Source organism: Chryseobacterium sp. (assembly GCF_022869225.1).
GTDB lineage: Bacteria > Bacteroidota > Bacteroidia > Flavobacteriales > Weeksellaceae > Chryseobacterium.
This window is the reverse complement of record NZ_JALIHL010000001.1, coordinates 2,338,693-2,361,488: the sequence shown is the minus strand read 5'-3', so window position 1 is coordinate 2,361,488 and position 22,796 is coordinate 2,338,693. Positions and strand designations below refer to the sequence as shown.

23 protein-coding genes are annotated in these 22,796 nt (G+C 37.0%); 9 read left to right on the top strand and 14 right to left on the bottom strand.

Translation table 11 applies throughout. From position 1 onward, the window contains the following. Positions 1–18: 18 nt before the first annotated feature. Positions 19–762 carry a Fe-S cluster assembly ATPase SufC gene (gene sufC, locus MUW56_RS11095; protein WP_292013256.1) on the top strand — a complete coding sequence of 248 codons (744 nt, stop codon included), beginning with the start codon at positions 19–21 and terminating at the stop codon, positions 760–762. 103 nt (positions 763–865) lie between these two features. Then, complete coding sequence (sufD, locus tag MUW56_RS11090; RefSeq protein WP_292013255.1) at positions 866–2,173, top strand: Fe-S cluster assembly protein SufD; 1,308 nt, start codon at positions 866–868, stop codon at positions 2,171–2,173. Positions 2,174–2,242: 69 nt separating this feature from the next. Here the strand turns inward: sufD and MUW56_RS11085 are convergent, their stop codons facing one another. Both MUW56_RS11085 and MUW56_RS11080 read right to left on the bottom strand, forming a co-directional pair. Beyond that, a complete protein-coding gene (locus tag MUW56_RS11085; RefSeq protein ID WP_292013254.1) occupies positions 2,243–3,166 on the bottom strand; it encodes a DUF3078 domain-containing protein in 924 nt (307 codons plus the stop codon). Positions 3,167–3,406: 240 nt separating this feature from the next. Then, positions 3,407–4,333 (bottom strand): DUF3078 domain-containing protein, encoded by a 927-nt coding sequence (locus MUW56_RS11080; RefSeq protein WP_292013253.1) that lies wholly within the window; start codon positions 4,331–4,333, stop codon positions 3,407–3,409. A gap of 248 nt (positions 4,334–4,581) precedes the next feature. Here MUW56_RS11080 and MUW56_RS11075 point away from each other — a divergent pair, with 248 nt between their 5' ends. From MUW56_RS11075 to MUW56_RS11060, 4 genes are all read left to right on the top strand, one after another. Then, positions 4,582–5,349, top strand: coding sequence for a rhomboid family intramembrane serine protease (locus tag MUW56_RS11075; protein WP_292013252.1), 768 nt, complete (start codon positions 4,582–4,584; stop codon positions 5,347–5,349). A gap of 231 nt (positions 5,350–5,580) precedes the next feature. Then, positions 5,581–6,690 carry a DNA-processing protein DprA gene (gene dprA, locus MUW56_RS11070; protein ID WP_292013251.1) on the top strand — a complete coding sequence of 370 codons (1,110 nt, stop codon included), beginning with the start codon at positions 5,581–5,583 and terminating at the stop codon, positions 6,688–6,690. Between the two features lie 190 nt (positions 6,691–6,880). Then, positions 6,881–8,239: an NADP-specific glutamate dehydrogenase gene (gene gdhA, locus MUW56_RS11065; protein ID WP_292013250.1), complete on the top strand. Its 1,359-nt coding sequence runs from the start codon at positions 6,881–6,883 to the stop codon at positions 8,237–8,239. A gap of 100 nt (positions 8,240–8,339) precedes the next feature. After that, a complete protein-coding gene (locus MUW56_RS11060) occupies positions 8,340–8,735 on the top strand; it encodes an iron chaperone (RefSeq protein ID WP_367118510.1) in 396 nt (131 codons plus the stop codon). Positions 8,736–8,785: 50 nt separating this feature from the next. Here the strand turns inward: MUW56_RS11060 and MUW56_RS11055 are convergent, their stop codons facing one another. From MUW56_RS11055 to MUW56_RS11045, 3 genes are all read right to left on the bottom strand, one after another. Further along, positions 8,786–9,097, bottom strand: a complete 312-nt coding sequence (locus tag MUW56_RS11055) for a hypothetical protein (RefSeq protein WP_292013249.1) — start codon at positions 9,095–9,097, stop codon at positions 8,786–8,788. Positions 9,098–9,342: 245 nt separating this feature from the next. Further along, positions 9,343–9,831, bottom strand: coding sequence for a YkgJ family cysteine cluster protein (locus MUW56_RS11050; protein ID WP_292013248.1), 489 nt, complete (start codon positions 9,829–9,831; stop codon positions 9,343–9,345). Beyond that, on the bottom strand, positions 9,832–10,899 hold the full coding sequence (locus tag MUW56_RS11045; RefSeq protein ID WP_367118509.1) for an ion channel: 1,068 nt from the start codon (positions 10,897–10,899) through the stop codon (positions 9,832–9,834). Positions 10,900–10,956: 57 nt separating this feature from the next. Between MUW56_RS11045 and MUW56_RS11040 the strand changes: the two genes are divergently transcribed. Next, the gene (locus MUW56_RS11040) at positions 10,957–11,337 is read left to right on the top strand and encodes a group III truncated hemoglobin (RefSeq protein WP_292013247.1); all 381 of its coding nucleotides are present in this window, start codon (positions 10,957–10,959) and stop codon (positions 11,335–11,337) included. Between the two features lie 476 nt (positions 11,338–11,813). Further along, positions 11,814–12,227, top strand: coding sequence for a hypothetical protein (locus tag MUW56_RS11035; protein ID WP_292013246.1), 414 nt, complete (start codon positions 11,814–11,816; stop codon positions 12,225–12,227). A 134-nt stretch (positions 12,228–12,361) separates the two neighbouring features. On the opposite strand, the gene MUW56_RS11030 is transcribed toward MUW56_RS11035, so the two are convergent. The 9 genes from MUW56_RS11030 to hflX form a co-directional block, all read right to left on the bottom strand. Beyond that, on the bottom strand, positions 12,362–13,432 hold the full coding sequence (locus tag MUW56_RS11030; RefSeq protein WP_292013245.1) for an ionic transporter y4hA: 1,071 nt from the start codon (positions 13,430–13,432) through the stop codon (positions 12,362–12,364). 66 nt (positions 13,433–13,498) lie between these two features. Beyond that, positions 13,499–13,837 carry a DUF6122 family protein gene (locus MUW56_RS11025; RefSeq protein ID WP_292013244.1) on the bottom strand — a complete coding sequence of 113 codons (339 nt, stop codon included), beginning with the start codon at positions 13,835–13,837 and terminating at the stop codon, positions 13,499–13,501. 32 nt (positions 13,838–13,869) lie between these two features. Beyond that, positions 13,870–15,108: a hypothetical protein gene (locus MUW56_RS11020; protein ID WP_292013243.1), complete on the bottom strand. Its 1,239-nt coding sequence runs from the start codon at positions 15,106–15,108 to the stop codon at positions 13,870–13,872. Further along, positions 15,109–17,118 carry a hypothetical protein gene (locus MUW56_RS11015; RefSeq protein WP_292013242.1) on the bottom strand — a complete coding sequence of 670 codons (2,010 nt, stop codon included), beginning with the start codon at positions 17,116–17,118 and terminating at the stop codon, positions 15,109–15,111. Between the two features lie 17 nt (positions 17,119–17,135). Then, positions 17,136–17,804, bottom strand: a complete 669-nt coding sequence (locus MUW56_RS11010; RefSeq protein WP_292013241.1) for a hypothetical protein — start codon at positions 17,802–17,804, stop codon at positions 17,136–17,138. 99 nt (positions 17,805–17,903) lie between these two features. Continuing rightward, on the bottom strand, positions 17,904–18,623 hold the full coding sequence (locus MUW56_RS11005; protein WP_292013240.1) for a DNA alkylation repair protein: 720 nt from the start codon (positions 18,621–18,623) through the stop codon (positions 17,904–17,906). A gap of 47 nt (positions 18,624–18,670) precedes the next feature. Then, positions 18,671–19,957 (bottom strand): sodium:proton antiporter, encoded by a 1,287-nt coding sequence (locus MUW56_RS11000; RefSeq protein ID WP_292013239.1) that lies wholly within the window; start codon positions 19,955–19,957, stop codon positions 18,671–18,673. 19 nt (positions 19,958–19,976) lie between these two features. Beyond that, positions 19,977–20,606: a DUF4919 domain-containing protein gene (locus tag MUW56_RS10995; protein WP_292013238.1), complete on the bottom strand. Its 630-nt coding sequence runs from the start codon at positions 20,604–20,606 to the stop codon at positions 19,977–19,979. Next, positions 20,606–21,829: a GTPase HflX gene (gene hflX / locus MUW56_RS10990; RefSeq protein ID WP_292013237.1), complete on the bottom strand. Its 1,224-nt coding sequence runs from the start codon at positions 21,827–21,829 to the stop codon at positions 20,606–20,608. The genes MUW56_RS10995 and hflX overlap by 1 nt, the downstream gene beginning before the upstream one ends. A 190-nt stretch (positions 21,830–22,019) precedes the next feature. Here hflX and MUW56_RS10985 point away from each other — a divergent pair, with 190 nt between their 5' ends. Then, the gene (locus tag MUW56_RS10985; protein ID WP_292013236.1) at positions 22,020–22,727 is read left to right on the top strand and encodes a LytTR family DNA-binding domain-containing protein; all 708 of its coding nucleotides are present in this window, start codon (positions 22,020–22,022) and stop codon (positions 22,725–22,727) included. Positions 22,728–22,796: the final 69 nt, after the last annotated feature.

Genomic DNA, 22,796 nt, shown 5'->3' with positions numbered 1-22,796 from the left:
TTTGTTTAAGCAAATAAAATGTTAGAAATTAAAAACCTTCACGCCAAAATTGAAGATGGCGCAGAAATATTAAAGGGTATTAATCTTGAAATAAAGCCGGGTGAAGTTCACGCTATCATGGGGCCGAACGGAGCTGGTAAATCCACTCTTTCTTCTGTAATCGCTGGTAAAGAAGATTACGAAGTGACCAGTGGAGAGATTCTTTTCCAGGGAGAAGATATCGTTGAAGACGCTCCTGAAGATAGAGCCCACAAAGGAATTTTCCTTTCTTTCCAGTATCCAGTGGAAATCCCGGGAGTTTCTGTAACGAACTTTATCAAAGCTGCTTTGAACGAAACAAGAAAAGCCAACGGACTGGAAGAAATGCCGGCAAAAGAAATGCTTGCCTTGATTCGTGAAAAATCTGAAAAATTGGGAATTAAAAAAGATTTCCTTTCAAGATCATTAAATGAAGGATTCTCCGGAGGTGAAAAGAAAAGAAACGAGATCTTCCAGATGATGATGCTTAATCCTAAATTGGCGATCCTTGATGAAACCGATTCAGGATTAGATATTGATGCATTAAGAATCGTAGCAGACGGGGTAAATCATTTTAAAAATGAAGGAAATGCAGTTCTTTTGATTACGCACTATCAGAGATTGCTTAATTATATTCAACCTGACTTCGTTCACGTTTTAGCAGATGGAAAAATCATCAAAACCGGTGATAAATCCTTAGCTTTAGAATTGGAAGAAAAAGGGTACGATTGGCTTTTAAATTAATTGAAAGATTAAAAGCATTTAAAAATTAAAAAAATCAACGCAATCTTTGTCATTCCGTAAGAATCTACAGTTCTTATATCATGGCAGAATAAACGTTCAAAAAATGAGTTTAAACGAACAAATTTTAAATAATCATAACGAATTTCTAAGCACACTTCGTCACCGTTTTTTGGATGAAAGGAGAGTTCAGGCTTTAGGAAAGTTTGCAGAAACAGGTTTTCCAACAAAAAAAGACGAAGAATATAAATATACCAATCTAAAGGAGATCACGGAGAAAGATTACAACTTCTTTCCGAAAGAACACCATAACATCACTAAAGAGCAGTTTGACCAACTGCATTTGGGAGAGGAAAATTTTGACTGGATCGTATTTGTAAACGGCATACTTCATAAGGAGCTTTCAAAAGTTTCTATTGAAAATGTAGAATTCCTTTCATTCAATTATGCATTAAATGATGATAAGCATAAAGAAATCTTTGATCAGTACTTTAACGGTATTGCTTCTCAGGATTCAGCTTTTACCAACTTAAACCTTGCGTACTGCAAGTATGGATTCTTTTTAAAAGTGCCTAAAAATGTAGTCATTGAAAAGCCGATCCACGTTTTCTATATTTCTCAAAATCAGGATGAAAATACATTTTACAACACAAGAAACTTACTGATTGTAGAAGAGGGCGCAAAAGTAGAGGTTATTGAAAGTCACCATAACTTTGACAGCACGTATGTGCTGACCAACTCTGTGACAGAGATTTTCACTTATCCAAATGCAAAAGCGGATTGGCATAAGCTTCAGAACGATAACAATACCTCTTACCTGATTGACAGTACTTTTGCAAAGCAGGAGAAAGATAGTTTAACCACTGTAAATACATTCTCTTTCGGAGGTAAACTGGTAAGAAATAACCTGGATTTTATTCATAATGGGCAAAATATCAATTCATTTATGAACGGGATCACCATTATCGGAAAAGATCAGCTGGTAGACCACCATACGGCAGTTCACCACAACTATCCGAATTGTGAAAGCTACCAGAATTACAAAGGTATTTTCGACGGTAATGCACACGGTGTTTTCAATGGGAAAGTTTTTGTTGATAAAATTGCTCAGAAAACGAATGCATACCAGCAGAACAACAATGTCCTGCTAAGTGAAGGGGCAAGCATCGATACAAAACCTCAATTGGAGATCTTTGCAGACGATGTAAAATGCTCTCACGGTTGTACGGTAGGCCAGCTGAATGAGGATGCCCTATTCTATCTGAGAGCAAGAGGAATCTCTAAAAAAGAGGCACAGGCACTTCTTTTATATGCTTTCGCTAATGATGCAATGCAGAATGTCGATATTGAACCGCTGAAAGAAAAAATTTCGAAGCTATTGGCTGAAAAATTAGAAGTAGATATAGAATTTTAAAAGTTATATATATTGATACATAAAAAGCACTTCAGATTGAAGTGCCTTTTATTTTTACATGCGTAAGAATTACTTCTTGAGCCAACTCTGGTTATCTTTGTTTTCAGAACGTTTCTTCCCGTTATCAATATTATAAGCAAAACCTACCCCTAAAGTCTGTTTCAGCTGGGTTTTCTGTATCTGGTTGTGATCATATAACAGATCCAGGGTAACATTGGTAGAAATATACTTATTGATCTTCATATTTAAGACTCCGCTATATCCCAGAACCAGTCTTTCGGGATGGTCCAAATAGTTTGAAAAAACAGTCCCGGTATTCACCAGGCTGATATTTTCCATGATTTTTACTTTATAAATAGCTGTTCCTAGAAACCCGAACTGGAAAAGAGAGGAATCCCCGTCATTTTTAAGTCCGTAGGTTCCTGCCTTCTGAAGATCTTTATCCAGGACAAAAGTCCATCTGGCATTGGCCGGACGTAGTGTCATGGTAAAATTATCATTAGGCCGGTAAGTGACTCCCGCTCCTAAATTTAAATATCCTGGAGCAAAGAAATTTGAGATTTTTTTGGCATCAGGATTATTACCGTCTTCATATCCCGGAGCAAACTGAGTCTGAAGGCTTACCCCCATCGAATAATACCAGTTTTTAGCAAACTCTCTCCCATAATTTGTAGAAAGGTTGATAACGTCCTGGGTCTTTCTTACTCCGGTACCTTGGGTATTGTTCTGCCCATATCCCAGGATAATAATATTTTCCCAAAGATCTTTCCCTTTTTCATACGTAAGGTTGTAATTGACACCGGCAAGCCATCCTACATTGTTGGCTCCTCCACCTACCCAATTTGAAAAGGCTGCCTGGTTAAGCATTAATGTATTTTGTCCCTGGATAGACCATGCTTTAACGGTATCTGTCGCAGGAACTTCAGCTTTTTTTTCCTGAGCTGTGGCAATAGCTCCCAGAGAAACGGAAGCGATCAATAAAAGTTTTTTCATAATTAACGATTTTCCTTACAAATGTATAAATAATAATTTACGCCCCGTTAAAATTCACTTTAACTTGAATTTTATGACTCTACAACTCTCTCTCCAACAGACTACAAATAAGACATTTAAATCTGTCCTATTTTATAAAAATCCTATCTCAACTTAAAAAAACTTAAATCTGTCTTCTGGTCATTAAAAACAAAAGGCACCTCAAAATTGAAGTGCCTTTTTACCTATTTTTATTTTAACTTATTTCTTAATCCACCATTGGCTGTCTTTACGTTCGGAGCGCTTTACCCCATTATCCAGTGTATAGGCAAAACCGATACCGAGAGTTTGTTTTAACTGTGTTTTCTCTATCTGGTTATGATCATACAGCAGATCTATAGTGATATTGGACGAAATGTACTTGTTAACTTTTAGATTCAAAATGGCTCCATACGCAAGAACCAACCTGTCAGGACGGTCAAGATAATTCGAAAAGACAGACGCCGTGTTCGTTAAATTGACATCTTCCATGATTTTCAGTTTGTACGCTGCCGTTCCCAGAAAACCGAACTGTAGTAATGAAGAATCACCATCACTTTTCAAACCATATGTCCCTGCCACCTGGAGATCTTTATCAAAAACAAAAGTCCATCTGGCGTTGGTAGGCCGTAAAGTGACGGTCAGGTCATCATTTGGTCTGTAGGTGATACCCATACCGACATTCAGGTAACCTGGTGCCATAAAATTTGAAATTTTCTTTGCTTCAGGATTATTGCCGTCTTCATACCCCGCAGCAAACTGAGACTGCAGCCCTGCCCCTAAAGAGAAATACCAGCTTTTCGAAAACTTACGTCCATAATTTGTAGAAACATTGATAACATCCTGGGTTTTTCTTATCCCCAGTCCTTTGGTGTCATTCTGCCCGTATCCCAGAACAATAATATTTTCCCAAAGATCTTTATCTTTTTCATACGTCATATTATAATTGATGCCGGCAAGCCATCCTACGTTGTTTCCTCCGCCACCTACCCAATTTGAAAAGGCAGCCTGATTAATCATTAACGTATTTTTTCCTAAAACCGACCAGTATTTGACCGTGTCAACGACTGCGGAATCTTTTTTTAATTCTTCTTGTGCACTTGCAGAAACCCCTACAAAAAAGGAAAGAATCAATAAAAACTTCTTCATTGCTCTAAATAATTTTCATTGCAAAAATATTAATATAATTTTTTTTAAAGGTAAATTAAGCCTTAAAGAATCTCTTTTCATCAGATTTTAGTTTTAATAATAAAGTATATTAATAAATTCAATGCCAAAATAAATAAGTATAAAATTAAATTTAATACCTTTTGTCTTAAAACCAGCTCAATAGCAACGGATTCATCGACAAATTTTCCGAAATTTATCCTTGGCTTTTGATTTGACGTAAAATCCTCATGTTAAAAAATGTAATTTCCAAAAGAGCAATTATATACCCTTTGCTGATGCTTTCCGCAATGTGGTTCGGGTACTTTTTACAAATGCATGGCTTTTTTGAAAGTTGCTTTGGAGCGATTATCCCTTTATTACCGGAAGGCCTTTTAGGAGTGATCACTTCTCCTCTTTTGCATGGAAATATAGATCATATTATAGGAAATTCCATTCCGATAGCCGTTCTGATGTTTCTGCTGTACCAGTTCTACCCGCTGGTTGCCAATAAAGTTTTTATTACAGGCTGGCTGGCTACAGGGTTATTGGTCTGGCTGCTCCCGCCTATTGACATTCTTACAGGAGAATATATGTACACCTGTACCATTGGGGCTAGTGGTGTAGTATATGTTCTGGCTTTTTTCCTGTTTTTCAGCGGGGTATTCAAGTGGAATACCAAGCTGCTTACCATTTCAATGCTGGTGGTATTGTATTATGGAAGTTTGGTGTGGGGAATGCTTCCGGAAGAACTGTTTTATAATATGCAGGAGCCAAGCAAAATTTCCTGGCAGGCCCACCTTTCAGGCGCTGTAGTAGGAAGTATTATAGCTTTTGCATTTAAAAATGTAGGTGAAAAAAAGAAAAAATACATTTGGGAATTTCCTAATTATTATAATGAAAAGGATGATAAATTATGGCAGGAATATAAAGAAAATCACCCTGAAGACTTTTTAGAACTCCCTTATAAAAAAAGAGACGATATCTGGGATCATCTGGAAGAATTAAGAAGGAAGTAAAACTTAAGATAAAGGGGCTGAAAGATAGAAGAAAGAGGTTGGAAGTGACTATCAATCTTTGATTTCTGAAAGTTATCAAAAGTTCTGATGAGTCATCTTAAAAGTAATAAAACCCTGCCTATAGCTATTTATTAAGGGATCTGTAACTTCCCTCTTCCGGCTTCAGGCTTCCTGACAATATTGTGTTATTCCGGACTCGGGTTATTTTATTACATTTGAAAAAAAACACATATGATCTCCGAAGAATACTTTTATGCCGTTGCACTGCGCGAATGCAGCCAGATTGGCGATATTAATTTCCATAAACTTATCAGGACTTTTGGCAGTGCAGCAGAAACCTGGAAGAGAGCCGGAAAGGAATATAAAAAGCTGGAAGGAATAGGACAGAAAACAGTTGCCGACATTGGAAATGAAGAGCATTTGAAATTTGCAGAAAAAGAACTGAAATTTTGCGAAAAGAATAATATCCGGATCCGGTTGAAACATCGGAATGAAACACCCCGGCTTCTTGCTGAATGTCCCGACTCCCCTGCAATACTCTATCAAAAGGGATGCATTGATGATGCTTTGCCAAAAGTAAGCATTGTAGGAACCCGGAATATGACCACTTATGGCCGCCAGTTTATTCATGATTTCTTTGAAGCTACACAATCCTCTTCCTATGTATCCGTAAGCGGGTTAGCATTAGGAGCTGACAAAGAAGTCCACGAGCAGTCCATTCAGCATCAAAAGCCTACAGTAGCTGTTCTAGCTCATGGTTTTGAATTCCTGTATCCTTCCAAAAACAAAAAACTTTCAGAGAGAATTCTTCAGGAAGGAGGAGCCCTATTGACCGAGTTTGGCTCATCAAGAAAACCGGACCGGGAAAATTTCATCCAAAGAAATAGGGTCGTTGCAGGAATTTCCCCTTCTACGATCGTCGTGGAGACTGGATTCGGAGGCGGATCTGTTAGCACCGCTACTTTTGCCAACGACTATAACAGGGAAGTTTTTGCACTCCCGGGAAAAATTACTGATGTATACAGCCAGGGATGTAATCAGTTGATTTTCCATAATAAAGCAACAGCTATTTCTACCCTAAAAGACCTTATCATTCTCCTGGGATTTAACAATCCTCAGGAGAAAACCGAAGAGCTGTTCCCCTACAGCGAATCCGCCATACAACTCACTGATAATCAAAACACAATATATCAATTCATAAAACAGAATCCGCAGATATCTTTAGATGATATGGTACAGGAAATTGCAATTTCTTCGCATAAAATCTTACCTGTAATTTTAGAATTGGAGCTTTTGGGGAAAGTAAAATCATTTTCCGGGAGGCAATTTATTGCAATTTAAGAATTAACGATTTCTTAATATTGCATTATTTCACAAATAACATTTCATTATTAATAATATTCAATCATAAATTATCAATTTAATAATATTACAGAACATTATTATTTAATTTTTAGCAATTTTAAAATATGGTGTTGTGAATCTTGAAAAAAAAATTAAATTTGTTGACAATAATATTCAACCTTAATATATGGAACAATATAATATTGACCAGAAAATCCAAGAGTTTATTGCAAAAATTGAAGCAAAAAATCCTAACGAACCGGAATTTTTACAGGCTGTAAAAGAAGTTGCCGTAACCGTAATTCCATTCATTGCTACTAAAAAAGAATATACCGGAATGAAGCTGCTTGAAAGAATGGCTGAAGCTGAAAGAATTATTATTTTCAGAGTTCCATGGGTTGATGATAAAGGAGAGATTCAGGTTAACAGAGGGTTCAGAATTCAGATGAACTCTGCTATTGGCCCATACAAAGGAGGAATCCGTTTCCACCCTACTGTAAATTTATCAGTTCTTAAGTTCCTTGCATTTGAACAGGTATTCAAAAACTCTTTAACAACCCTTCCAATGGGCGGTGGTAAAGGAGGTTCTGATTTCGATCCACAAGGAAAATCCGATATGGAAGTAATGCGTTTCTGCCAGGCTTTCATGACAGAATTATGCAAGCACATCGGTCCTGAGACAGATGTCCCTGCAGGAGATATCGGTGTGGGAGCAAGAGAAATCGGATACCTATTCGGACAATACAAGAAAATCAGAAACGAATTCACAGGAGTTCTTACAGGAAAAGGTCTTGCTTACGGAGGTTCATTGATCCGTCCTGAAGCTACAGGATATGGTGTTGTATACTTTGCAGAGCAGATGCTTAAAACCATCGGACAAGATTTCAAAGGTAAGACAGTAAGTGTTTCAGGGTTCGGAAACGTAGCCTGGGGAGTGATCAAAAAAGCGACTGAGCTGGGTGCTAAGGTAGTAACCATCTCTGGTCCTGACGGATATATCTATGACAAAGACGGTATCAGCGGAGAAAAGATCGATTATTTATTAGAATTAAGATCTTCCGGAAACAACAGAGCTGAGGATTATGCTAAAAAGTATCCTTCTGCTGAATTCCACGCAGGAAAACGTCCTTGGGAAGTAAAATGTGATGTAGCATTCCCATCTGCTACCCAAAACGAACTGGATCTGGATGATGCAAAAAGATTAGTTGAGAACGGATGTATTTGTGTAACTGAAGCGGCTAACATGCCTTCTACACTGGATGCAATCAACTATTTCTTAGACAGTAAGGTATTATTCTCTCCTGGTAAGGCATCCAACGCCGGAGGTGTAGCCACATCAGGATTAGAAATGACCCAGAACTCTATCCGTCTTAACTGGACTTCTGAAGAAGTTGACGCAAGATTAAAGGAAATCATGATCGGTATCCACAAAGCTTGTAGAGATTACGGAAAAGACGAAGACGGCTATGTAAACTACGTAAAAGGGGCCAATATTGCAGGCTTCGTAAAAGTTGCAGAAGCTATGCTGGCTCAAGGAGTTGTGTAAATAAAACAAAGGTTGGGAAAAATTCCCGACCTTTTTTGATATAGCCTGTTCCCGGGAAAATGGGAAAAAAGTAAAAAGTGAAAGGAGAAAGCGCTGCTATATGCAGTGCTTTTTTTATTTTTATATGATGAAAAACACCTTCAAAAATATTGATGAATACCTCCTTTTGTTTCCAGAAGAAATTCGGAAAAAGCTTGAGCAGCTCAGAAAGGCTGTACATATGCAGATACCCGATCTGGAAGAGTATATCGGCTATCAAATGCCTGCTTTCAAATATAAAGGTAAACCATTGGTCTATTTCGCAGCGTATAAGAATCATATTGGTTTTTATCCCGGCGCTGAAGGAATAAAGTCCTTTGAGGAGGATTTTAAAGAAGGAAATTATAAGTTTTCGAAAGGAGCAGTGCAGTTTCCCGTTGCAAAGGATTTACCCCTTGATTTAGTCCAAAGGATAGTAGCATCCAGAATCAGAGAAATTGATCAAAAAAAATCCTGAAATACTAGATTTCAGGATTCTTTCTGGTGTTTACTAAAATGTTTTTACTTTTACTTTTTCTTTTTACTTTTCTTCTCTTCTTTAGTGGCTTCTGCAGGCTTGGTGGCTTCTGCCGTGCTTCCTGTACTTACTGTTGCATCAGCGGCAGGAGTAGCAGTCGAAGCATCTGCTGTTGTATTTTGTTTTTGCCCGCTGGTTGTTGAGGAAGTACTCCAGTCAGTGGTAGTCTGTGAGCTCTGCTGTGTCTGAGTGGTTGCTGGATTATTAGTAGAATTTTCGGCCGGTTTCTGAGTTTGCGTTTGGGCCGATACTGCGATTACTCCGACAAATGTAAGCGCTGCCGTTAAAAATAACTTTTTCATAATGTAATATTTTAAATGGTTGTTTAACTTAAACGACACATTCATTACAAAATTATCTGTAATTATCTTATTTAACGTACTTTATAATTATTTAAGAGGATTTTACGAAAAAATATCCTACTTACAATAAAACCCTAAATGCCTAAAAAATGGAACTTATGCTGAGGTTAAAAAGCTAATAAATTACAATCCGGCATTTAACGTTACTGAAGCTTCGGTGTCTTTGCGATACAGCAGTTCAATGTTTATTTTGTCACATTCTTCATCATTTTTTCTACAAATTCAAAGGCTGCGGGGCAGATCACTGTGTTTTTAAGCATCAGATGATTGATCTGATAAATTTTTTTCCGGTCAGTATGCGGATATTCACGGCATGCTTTCGGCCTTACTTCATAGATGGAACAGGTATTATCACTATTGAGGAAAAAACAGGGAAGATGCTGTAATACTTTATCATGGTCCTCGTCTACCCTCAAAAACTTTGATTCGAAATCTGCCGATTTCATACGAAGGTGTTTCGCAATACGCTCAATATCTTTTTCGGTGTACAAAGGTCCTGTTGTTTTACAGCAGTTCGCGCACTGTAAGCAATCTATCTCTTCAAAAACTTCGTCATGGGTTTCCTGCACAATATAATCGAGATTCTTAGGCGGTTTCTTCTTTAATCCGTCTAAAAACTTTTTATGTTCCTTCTGTTTTTGTAAAGCCTGTTTTTTATAAAAATCTAAATCCATTTATTCTTTGTTTCTTGCCGAAGACGGAAGCTCTTCCTTTTGGTATTCATTGATCTTATCCAGATCCAGGACCGTCGCAAGATGATCTTTATTCGGATAATACATCGGAACAAATCGGGCTCCGTAAACAATTTCTCCTGTTACATAAGAAGACCTTTGAACGACCGTATTTGAGAAAACTTCATCAAATGCACGTACCTGAACAATCAGTTCAATATCCGTTGTTTTAAAATCCTCTTCTGAGAAGCCATAAAATGGCGAATTTTCATCTATTTTATGAACCACGGTCCAGTTGAGCGCCAATGTATTGATTTTACTCAATTGTGTCTCTAATCTATAAAAATTGCTTTTGGGTATCCCGTCTTCAATCACTTCTATTGCTGCCGATAGAATGACATCGGCATCCGTCAGCGCATTATTTTTATAAGGAGCTAGTCTGAACATCAGTGCCGCCGCATCCTGAAAAGCAGCAATCACCGCAATATCAGAAAATCTCAGATAAGCTCTCGGCCTTGAGAATCTTCCGTAAAAAAGCCCGGTTGCAATGGCAAAGGTAAGCAATCCCAAAAAAGCTTCAAAAGTAGCCACCAGGCTCGCTAAAAAACCCACAGGAGCAATTCTTCCGTACCCTACCGTAGTAAATGTCTGTGAGCTGAAAAAGAAAACATCAATAAACTCATTGAGCGGATCGCTTTTATCAATTCCCGTAAGGTGCTCTACTCCAATCATATAATAAATCATTGCAAACACCAGATTAATAAGAATATAAGCAACTACCAGATAGGAAATAAAACGAAAAGAGGATAGATTCAGCATCGTATGATACCAACTCAATCTATTGAATACATTCACTCCCGTTCTCCGAACATTCGGAAGACCATCTTTATTGATAAACCTTCCCGATGCATTGCTTCCGAAACCACTGTTTTCAGTATTTTTCTGCCGGATTATTTTTCTGAACCCTCTGGTCATTGATCTTATTTTTTGATTAAAGAACAACAGGAATTGATGAAACACCCATTTTCTATTCCTTTTTTCTTCGATACAAAGATAAAAGATTGTTTTCATGAAATTTATCAATCCTGCAATGAGATTTTTAATTTGATTTTGATGTACATTTGAAAGATGAAAAAGCTTGAATCAAGAGAAGATATTGAACATCTTGTTAACTCATTTTACAGCAAAGTCATTAAGGATGAAACCATTGGATTCTTTTTCAGTGATATTGCAAAAGTGAACTGGGACCTGCATCTTCCGAAAATGTATTCTTTTTGGGAATCAATTCTTTTTGGGCAAATGACTTACAAAGGAAATCCTATGGGAGTCCATTTTCCAATCAACGAGATCCAGGCTATGGAGCAGCAACACTTCGACCGATGGCTGGAACTCTGGCGAACGACAATAGAGGAAAATTTTGTAGGAGAAAATGCAGATATGGCGGTCTACAAATCAGAAAACATTGCCAGACTGATGGCATTCAAAATGGAACTGGCCCGAAGACTGTAACAGGTTTCAAGGTTCGCTATCCGGGAGTGAAGATTAGAAAATGTATTTTACGCCGGTTTGCAGATGCTCCTTTTACTTTTAAGGAGCAGTACCGTAACGATATTATTCCTAAATTCATCAGCTTCCCCATTCTGCAAAAAAATTTCCCTTCCTAAATTTACCTGGAATCAAATTCATCTATCCCATTATTTTTACTTTTCCAACTACCGATCTAACCCTGTTTTTTGATGACCAAACACAGGCTCACCTTGATTACCAAGGTATACCAGCATATGAGGAATAAGAAAAATAAAATATTTCACAATTGCGTCACTTTTGTAAATATCTGATTTTTAAGTATTTCTACTGATTCGAAATGTTTTTTTTATCTCTAGCTTTACTCTATCAAAATTACTACAGACGTCTTAAAAATTAAATTTTGACTGCGGTATCCGAAAAGCAACTAGAGTAGGAAATCAAAAAAAAACTTAGAAATCATGGAATTAACTCAAGAAAACGTAAAAATAGCTAAAGTAATATTATTACAAGCTCAAGGAAAAGAAAAAGGAAAATTCTTAAGCCACGGAAATGCAGATGTTTTTCTTCAAAATGGCATTAAAGGATTAGGTGAAGTCTTCATTCTTGAAGAATTATCCCATAATAGAGTTGCATTAAAATGCATTAGTAGAGAAAACGGATTATACTTAAGCCATGCCTTCGATAAATTATGGTTACAGAAAGGCATCCAAGGAGAAGGAGAAGAGTGGGAAATGAAAGTACACAGTCCCAATAAAGTTTCTTTCAATTGTTATGGCAAAGAAGCCGGTAAGACCCTTAGCCATGCTTTTGATAAAATGTGGTTACAAAATGGCTATCAAGGAGAAGGAGAGCTATGGGAAATGCAAGATTAATCGATATAAACATTAATAAAATGGCAACAATCTTCGGAGATTGTTGTCATTTTTTATAAGCTGTTTAATGTTCAAAGGTCGAAAGACATCACCGGTTAATCCTGCGAAGACAGTAGATAAGAAAACGTTAGTGGTTAAGGAACAATCACCGTAAATATATATGCTGCAAGATTCACTAAAAGAACTGTTCCGTAAAGGACATTGGTCTTTCCCCGGCTCAGTGAAAGCATAACAATAAATACGGATAAAGAAAGCAGAATAACATCTTTTTTATCCAATCCCAACACCAGTGGAATATCGTACATGATACATACTGCTGAAACGGCCGGAATTGTCAATCCTATACTGGCCAGCGCTGAACCCAATGCCAGATTCAGACTGGACTGGATCTGATTGGCCCTTGCCGCACGAATGGCCGCTACCCCTTCCGGAAGAAGAACTACAGCAGCAATAATCACTCCGACCAACGACTTGGGAGCTCCTAAACTTTGTACCATATTTTCAATGGTATCGGATAATCCTTTTGCCATGAGCACAACAATCGCCAGACAAACGACCAGAAAGACAAAACTTATCACTGTTTTCGTCAGTGAAGGAATATAATGTTCTTCAGGATGCTCATCAGGTACTATAAAATAACTCCTGTGCCGTACGGTCTGCACCATGAGAAAAACGCCATATATGGCCAGGCAGGCAATGGAAATAAAGATAAGCTGAGCTTCATTATAGAAAGGTCCGTTGACACTTGAAGTAAAATTTGGAAGAACAAGGGTAAGCACCAAAATTGAAACGATACTTACCAGGTAAGTTGTGGCAGAAGTTCTTGCAAAGAACTGTTCGTGGTATTTAACGCCACCTACCAGAATACAGATTCCCAAAATTCCATTAAGAATAAGCATTACGGCAGCAAAAACGGTATCTCTGGCCAGCGTGATCGCCTGATCTCCGCCGGCAACCATCAGTGAGATGATCAACGCCACTTCAATAATTGTGATACAGAGGGCCAGGATAATGGTTCCAAAAGGCTCGCCTACTTTATGGGCTACCACTTCAGCATGGTGTACCGCCGACAGCACACTCCCGATCAATAAAATTCCGGCAATAATATCATAGATAACCCCTTCTCCTATCATTCCGGAAAAGTAGTACCCTACCGCAAGAACAGGAAAAATATAAGTATAATGTAAAAGTTCTTTAAGTCTCATAAAGTGACTACAAAATACAAAAAATCTATAACTTTTGAAATATTAAAAGGAAATATTAATGATATTTTAATGAGACCACAGGGTAAAGTCCTGAAAATCTGTCAGCATATGAAACAACAGCCCGACTGCAATAATTCTGATATTCCCTTTAAAAAACAGCATCAGAAAATACACCGCAATCGCATAATAGGAATGTAAAAAATGAAACCCAATACTATTTCTTGAAGGATCAAAAACAGGATTGGCAAAAAGGTGATCCACATCTACAAGCATTGTAGCCAGCATAATAAGGTAAGCCTTTTTCCAGTTTTTGCGAAAAAAAATCAAGGCAATAAACACCGGGAAAACCAGATGCAAAAAATAATGCGTAATTGATTTGAGCAGTAAAATTTCTGTTGAGGCCATTACTTGAGAGTCTTTTTTAGGGATGGAATGATTTACCTCCTCAAAATTAAGGGTAATTTTCCATTCCTGGTCTTTACTTTGACCCAATAATTCTGAGCTTTATTTCCATACAATATATACTCTATATCAGAAATGAGTCTTTTCTCTGTTTCACTTAAAGCGCTTAAAGAAGAAGATAACATAGGAATATTCCTTATGAAAATATAGTTTTCGTTTTGTTTAGCAGATAAAGGTATTGGTTTTCTGATTGACTTTATCACAATTCCACCGGCACTTAGGCTGATCGTATTGGGCTGGAACGGAATCGCGGTGAACTGATTCCGGGTATTAATCCATTTCTTAGCCTGAAAATAATCCCAGGTTTTTCCGGGGGCCCGGCTTTGAAGATCAATGATATAGTTGGGCTGAATAATTTTTTGAACGGTCTTTTTTTCAATTTCATTAAAATCATCGTCATAACCGTAGCTGACAATGGTATCACTCACCTGCTCAAGATCAGCTGTGGCCCGGAAATAATTGATTTGTGATAAGTCTGCCCTGCTTTTGCTAAAAAAAAGACCCGCGTTCTTTATATTTTCAGCATCTAATTCCATTTCTAAAAAATGACTCCCCTGCTGCAGCTTTAAGGCCAGGGAATTCAAGTTTTCTGATTTTGAATGGTTGCTGATCTCGATGCCGTCATCTTTCAGTTCAACAGAAAAATTTTGAATTTTCTGCCCGGAAATAAAGGAAATACTTCCGTCCGTCCCCTGAATGAACCGGTCTGCATGAAAGGTGTTTTTTTCTGAAGCCTGAAGAAGCTGCTGACGGATTGTTGTAAAGGCCGAATTTGAAGTTCCGAAAATACAGTGCCCGTCTTCTATGATAAGATAAACCTGGTCCTTTTGAAAGAGATTTTTCCCTTTGCTGATAAATTGGTGCTTCTTTAAAAAAGTAATCAGCTTTTTTTGATCCTTCAGCTCCAAAACCGTATACCACTCTGAGAATTTGCTGCCTTTAAGATGAAAAACCTGTAAGAAATCCGGAATTTTAATCCCGGAATCTTTTAGGGAAGCAGAGCCTTTCCTTTTTGTTTTGTAGAAAGTCCATGCTGAAGGATGAACAGCCAAAGTATAGAGATACTTCCCCGTTAATTTCTTTACATCGACCAAAACAACTGCATCTGCATTTTTAGGAACAAACTTCAGTGTCTTGTCCTTATAAAAAAATACAAAATAAATTGTTGCAGCCAGTAATACAATGAACGGAGCACTATATTTCTTTTTAATCATCTATAATATTTGCGGCTTTTTTTCTGAATCTTTACTCTTAAAAAAATCATCAAACAGATCAAAGAAATACATTAAGCTGTTTTCAGAAGAATCTTTGATGTTATAATCCATTTCAGTCTGTATACTTTCTCCTTTTACCTCTGTTTTATAATACATTTCCCCTACATTTTTTCTGAAAAGATCAAATATTTTCCTTTCTGAAGAACTTTTGAATTCTTTATCCAGCCCAATTAACAATCTCTTCAGATCCAATCTTCCGGATAAAGGATATTTGTATGAATCTTTTGCCCACTTTTTGGAAACTTCAGATTGAGTATTTGAAATAATATTCTCTTTTGAGCTTACCAGGTAAACAATCCCGTCTTTTACCGTAAAGAACATCTGGTCGAGATATCCTCCGTTTTTATCATCTTTAAACGTATAAAAATTGCCACTTTTCGAGAAATTCTTAGCCAGCTTTTTGTTCGTTGCCAATACATTAAAAATACGGTTCCAATAGCCTTCATTCTCTGTAGCAAAGGCAAAAGTAAAATTAGGAACAGCCACCTCTTTGGTTTTCTTTACTTCTTTTTCATTGTAATCATTATCATATTCATAATCGGTATACTCTACTTGTTTGGATTTCAGTTCGTTTAAAACAAAAATTCCGTTTCCCGGGGCAATTTTAGTGATTGCCTCTTCATCCAACACAATTTTCATGGTTTCCATCATCAGCTCCATTTCCTTTTTATATTCACCGTCTCCTGTTTCCTGAAGAAGGCTGTACATGAGATCAAAGCACTTTCCGCCGTTTACATTGATCATATAATAACCAATACTTTTTTCATTGATAAGTGCTGACAGCTTTTTATTTTTCTTCCCTTTATAAATGGAGGCAAAGTTTTTCTGGATTTCAGCATTTTTATGCTGATAATTATTAACCAGTCTTACTTTGTCTTTGTCAAAATAAAGATTGTAGGCATAATCTGAATTGTACATATTTTGAAAGGCTCTGGCAAAATCGTAGCTTTTCATTATTTTCCCATAAATTCCTTCATTCACGATTCTTCCATAATCGGTGTAGACAAAAACATCCGAATGGGGATCTTTGAAAGTAAGCATTTCCCTGGGCGCTTCAACCTCCATATTTGAATTGAAATATTGATCAAATCGCCCTTCAGCCAATTTTTTTACAATTTTGAAATTTTCTCTGTTGATAGAGTCAAGTTCTTTTTGATACGCCTTATCAGCTTCATCATCTTCTTTAGGAAGAGCTTCTTCTTCATTTTCAGAATGCTCAGCTTCTTCTTTATCCGGAGGATATTGATGATGTTTTTCCAGGTATTTAATATCTTTTTGAATCCGGGCAATTTCCAGGTTATTTTCCTTGATATTGTCTTTCAGGTATTTAATATCGTCCTTCAGATACTTTATTTCTTCTTTATAATCAAAAGGTTTTTCCGGTTCTTCAGCATAGATGCTGTCAGTCATAGCCTCAGTACTGTCAACAGCAACGGCTGTACTGTCTGCTACAGCAGCATCTTCCCAAAGATCTTTAGAAGGTTTCGTATAGCTTACCATACTAAGAACCGCATGTCCCCCATTCCATGCCACAAAGATATCATCATCGATATCGACATAAGAATAGTTCGTTTTCTTATATACTTCCAATCCCTTTTTCTTGATGGAATTGATAAATTCCTGGAATTTCTCTTTGTTATCTATGATAAAGTGGGTATTGTAAGTCTTTATAGAGTCATTAAAACCCGCATAATGATATTGAATTCCGTCGTATTTAATCCCGGTTTTGGAATAATCATTCCATGAAGGTTTTTCCTTGCTCTTTTTACTTAATTCGTGTAACAAAGGGTTTAGCTTATTCCAATTGATTTTATTGTTAAGCTGTTTTCCGTTGATCTCCATATAAAATACGGCATCACCGGGAATTTTCATACTGTTTTGTGCAAAAGCAGCCGCAAAGCCAAAAAGTAAAAAAATAATTTTTTGTGTTTTTAATAATATGGATTTCATGGCTAAATATTAGAAATTTATTGAAATAGAATCGTATTGTGTATTTGTTTTTTTTGAAGAATTAAATCCAGAATATATGCCTCGAGTTTTATGGCTTTCTTATTGGGTGAAAGCAGATAGGAGCTGTTTGTCTGAGATTTTACGGTATTTTCAAACTGCATGACGGAAGTATATCGGGCATCGTTAAAGACCTCTTTGTCTGCCTTACTCATCTTATCGTAGTCTGCTTTGAATGTATTTACTTTGTTTCTTACCAATGATTTTTTCTCAAGATTCTGACTGTAAATCTGGGTCGGAATCATTTTTCCCACTATATTCTGAGCTTTAAGTTTTTCTAATCCCGCATTGATATTTTCAATCTTTTTGAAGCTGCAGCTCAGTTTGATGATATAGTTATCAAAATCCATCGATGTTTTTACATTGGTGATTCCCGGTGTACCCTTGAAAATTTTAGCGGCTTCATTGATTTTATTTTCAATTTCTTGTTTTTTGGGAACTTTTTTTCCATTAATGCTTTCCATTTTAGAAATTGAAGCCAGCCTTGTTTTGCTTTTACTGGCATTAAGAATAATCGTATATTCTCCTGTTCCGTCAGCTTTTACATGAACCTTGTCTAAAATATCAAAACAACTGGTCAGAAAAAATACAGGTAAAAACAGAATATATAATTTGAGATTTTTTTTCATGATTGAGTTTAAAAACACAAAATTACTCAATTCTACATTAAATCTCTTACCTCCTTGTTTTTATTTTGGAGGTCTTCTGTCCGGATAAGGCCAATTGCTTTATATCCTTCCTTTCAGATAATCCTGTCGAAGGTCTTCATCCAGTTTTTCAATGGCATATCTGAGGCAGGTTCTGGGCATTTCTTTGTAGTATTGGTTCAGATAGCTTATTAACTCCGTTTCATTTTTCTGTCCCATTTCCCGGAGCAGCCATCCGTTGGCCTTATGCATCAGGTCATGCGGATGTTTTAAGTTTCTTGTTACCAATTCTCTGGTAAGTTCAAATACTCCTTTTTTCACATAATGCATGGTACCTACTACAGCAATTCTTTTATGCCACATCTCTTCAGACTCCGAAAGGTCTCTGAGCAGATTTTCTTTCTGGTTTTCAAAAGCATATCTGCCCAATATTTTGTAGCAGCTTGAATCTACCAGGTCCCAATTATTGACATACGGTAAATGATTAAGATAAAAGGCTACCACCTCCTCTTTTACGGCCTGATCTTTTGTTTTTTCAAATTTTGAGATCAGCATGAAAAGAGCCGTCAGCCTATGTTCGTGGTATTTTGAAGAAAGCAGTTCACTCAGTTCTTTTACATTAATTTTTGAATAGTATTCTTTGGCTACAGACCTCTGGTCCGGAACTTTTACACCCAAAAACAAATCTCCTTCCCCATATTCTCCTTTTCCTGTCTTGAAAAACCTTGGAAAAAATTCTGCTTTTTCGGGAATGGATAAAAGAGCCAATGCTTCTTGTATTTCTTTAACCATACTACTCATAGTAAACCGGCAGCTAATTTTTGATTTATATTTCCCACCCCATTACATCAGGGATTTTCATCCAGGACCACATTCTCCTGCTCTTCATCTTCTTCAGCAATTTGCTTGGGATTGGCCACTTTTGCAATAGTAAGCCCCTGTACAATAATAGAGAACACAACTACACAATAGGTAATACTTAAAATAATTTCACTGTATTCACTTTTTGGGATAGACATTGCCAATGCAATGGAAACTCCCCCGCGGATTCCTCCCCAGACAAGAACTTTTACGGTTTGCGGGCTAAAACTCCTTCTCAGAGAGGTAAACTTGGTAGGACCCCAGATGGAAATAAATCTGGCCAACAGAACCACAACAATTGCCAGTAATCCCGGAATCATAAAGTGCTTCAGATCTTTAATCATCAAAAGTTCAAATCCGATAAACAGGAATAATACAGCATTCAGAATTTCATCGATCAGTTCCCAGAATTTGATCAGATAATCCTGAGTGATGGACTTCATTTTGAAACTCCTATTAAAGTTCCCCATAAATAATCCGGCCGCCACCATTGTCAGCGGACCCGATATATGCATCTGTCGTGCAATAAGATATCCTCCCATCACTACTGAAAGTGTTACCAGCACAGAGATAATATAATCATCCACTTCACGCATCAATCTGGAAGTAATCCATCCTAACAGTCCGCCCAGCAAGATTCCTCCTCCGGCTTCTCTCAATAATAGCAATCCGATACTTTCAACCCCAAGATCTACTTCTTTTCCGACAGCAAGCTGTAAGACCACTGTAAAGACCACAACCGCCATACCATCATTGAAAAGGGATTCTCCCGCTACTTTTGTCTCCAGTGATTTTGAAACATTGGCCTGCTTCAGGACACTTAAAACGGCTACCGGATCAGTAGGCGAAATCAAAGCACCAAAAACAAGGCAGTAAATAAAAGGAAGCTGAACTCCCACTAAAGGCAACAGATAAAACATTCCGAAACCTACCACAAAAGTGGAAATAACCACTCCTACGGTGGAAAATATCAGTACAGGTCTGAACTGTTCCTTAAGATCGTTAATGTTAATATGAATTCCTCCTGCAAAAAGAAGGAAATTAAGCATAGCCCCCATCAAAACTTCTGTAAAATCAATACTGTTCATCAGGTTATTAAGATGTCCGAAAGTCCTTGGAAGTATCGTTTCTCCAAACATTACCAGGAAAATAGACACCACTATGGCGATCACCATGATTCCGATGGTACTTGGAAGTTTTAAAAACCTGTAGTTAAGGTATGCAAATATAGATGCTAATACGATTAATGCTGAAAATGAATAATATAATTCCACTAAGTGTTTTTTTAATTAATTATGAGTCAAAATAAAGTACTTTGATATAGGTTTTACTCCCATCTTTTTCCCAGATATCAAACATTCCGTCTTTCGCGGGTTTTGAACCTCTTGTATAATCCTGTCCAATATTCAGAATGTTCAGCAGAATGTATTCATCCCCTACAGAGTTGACCAGATAAGCGGTCTTTTCAGACTTTCCATCTCCGGAGCTCTTTATTCCGTCTGCCAATGAACGGAACTGGCTGAGGTGGTACATAAAATTGTTCCCGTCTTTTAAAGAGTCAAATGCTCTGAGAAGGATCAGAAGGATATCCAAATTGGTAGGATCCTTATCATATAAGGCTTTTCCCTGTTTTATACATGCTTCGAAATTATTTTGCTTAAAAGCTTCTGCCAGACTTTTAAAGCGGTTATCCGTAGTATTGATCCTATCATTCCTAAAATTTCTTCCGTAGTAAAGATATTGTGACTCTATGCTGTCTAAAGATCTGGGAAACCCTTTATATTTGAAAACAAGTTTGTCATAATTATACGGAGAATCAGTGCTTTTGAGACCTTTCTCAATAGCTCTGAAATCTATTTTTGATTTCTGGCTGAATCCAAAAACCGAAAACAGAAGGAACAGGAGGAAAAAGTAATATTTCATTAATTGGTATTTTCTTCGTCTTCGTCATCGAAATATTCGAAAAGGAAATCATTATAAGGGAATCTGGAAATATGGATCTTCATGACCTCGTCATAAATGAGCCTTTTCATTTCCGGGAAATTTTCCTTAGTCAAAGCTGAGATGAAAACTGTCGGATACTTGGATTTTGCCATCCATGTTTTTTTCCATTCGTCCAAAGACACATTCTTTCGTGTTGACGGGGTCAGGTCATCTTCATCCTTTTTCTCATAGCTGAAATCATCAATCTTGTTGAAAACCATGATCATAGGTTTCTGATGAGCGTTGATTTCCATTAAAATATGATTCACAGATTCTATATGATCTTCAAAACTTTCATGGGAAATATCAACCACGTGAATCAAAAGATCTGCTTCACGCACCTCATCCAAAGTAGATTTAAACGATTCTACCAATTGAGTAGGCAACTTCCTGATGAATCCTACCGTATCGGTAAGCAAAAACGGCAGATTTCCAATCACTACCTTTCTTACTGTCGTATCCAGTGTGGCAAACAATTTGTTTTCCGCAAAAACTTCAGATTTTGAAAGGGAGTTCATCAAGGTAGACTTTCCTACATTGGTATATCCTACCAAAGCGGCACGAACAACTTTTCCACGATTGTTACGCTGCGTTGCCATCTGCTTGTCTATTGTCTTTAACTTATCTTTCAACAAAGTGATCCTGTCACGAATAATACGGCGGTCAGTTTCAATTTCTGTTTCACCGGGACCTCTCATCCCAATACCCCCTTTCTGGCGTTCCAAGTGAGTCCACATTCTTGTTAGTCGTGGCAAAAGATATTGATATTGTGCCAATTCCACCTGAGTTCTTGCATAGGAAGTTTGAGCCCTCTGAGCAAAAATATCGAGAATAAGATTGGTTCTGTCTAAAATTTTAACTTCCATTTCTCTTTCCAGGTTTTTAAGCTGTGAAGGAGAAAGTTCATCATCAAAAATTACAGTTCCTATCTCGTTTTCTTTTACATATTCTTTTATCTCAAGTGCTTTTCCACTTCCGATAAACGTTTTGGAATCAGGCTGCGTTAATTTTTGAGTGAAACGTTTTTGTACGGTTGCTCCTGCTGTGAAAGCCAAAAACTCCAACTCATCCATATACTCCATCAGTTTTTCTTCATCTTGATTTTGAGTAATAATCCCCACCAAGACCGCTTTCTCATAGTTATGTTCTTTCTTTTCTAACATTAAGTTCTGTCTATGTTTATGATTTTTACAAGTTAATATTTTTCAGAAAAAAAACAAAATCAAATTGTACTTAAGGATAATTTTTAATATAATTTTAAGTTCAATATCCTTTTTTTGATAAAAATCAATAACTTTATAATAATTTTTTGATTTAAATCATTATATATTAAAAACTAACATCCAGAGGATCATGATTACACCTATCACGTGTATGATTATTGATGCTGATGAACTGGACAGGCTGGTTCTTCAGCATTACATAAGACAGTATGAAAACATAGAAATAATCGCTGCTCTGGATTCGGCAGAGAAAGCGATTCCTTATCTTGAACGCCCTGTAGACCTTCTGCTCACTGAAACCAGTTTAAAAGGAATGAACGGACTGGAATTCAGAAAAATAGCCCATAAAATTCCCGCCTGTATCTTTGTAAGCTCCCGTCCGGAACTAGCCGCTTCCGTTTTTGAAATCGACACTTTAGACTTTATTACAAAACCTCTGACTTCGGAACGGTTTCATTATTCTATGCAGAAACTTTTTGATTTTTTTAAAGTAAGAGAAAAATGTGATTGCTATGATGCCCTTTTTGGGGAAAATTTTATTAAAATAAAAGAAGGCGGCAGTATTTTTCAGATCAGGAAAACCGATATTCTGTATCTCGAAGCTTTAAAGGATTATACCCGGATCATCACTCTTGAAAAAAACCATTGTATCCTGGATTCTTTAGGAAACCTCCTTCATAAAGACTTTTTTGATTCTTTTGTAAGGATACACCGGAGCTATGCGATACCCCGTCATCTCATCCGTGGAAAAAGCTGTCATGAAATAGAATTAACCCATCAGATCAAGCTTCCTATAGGCAGAACCTACAAAGATAACCTCTCCTTTTTTGAGCCTTAAAAATACGTTCCAATTTCAATAATAATTTGCAAAATGCCATTGGTCGATTATTTCTTCCGTTGGTCTATT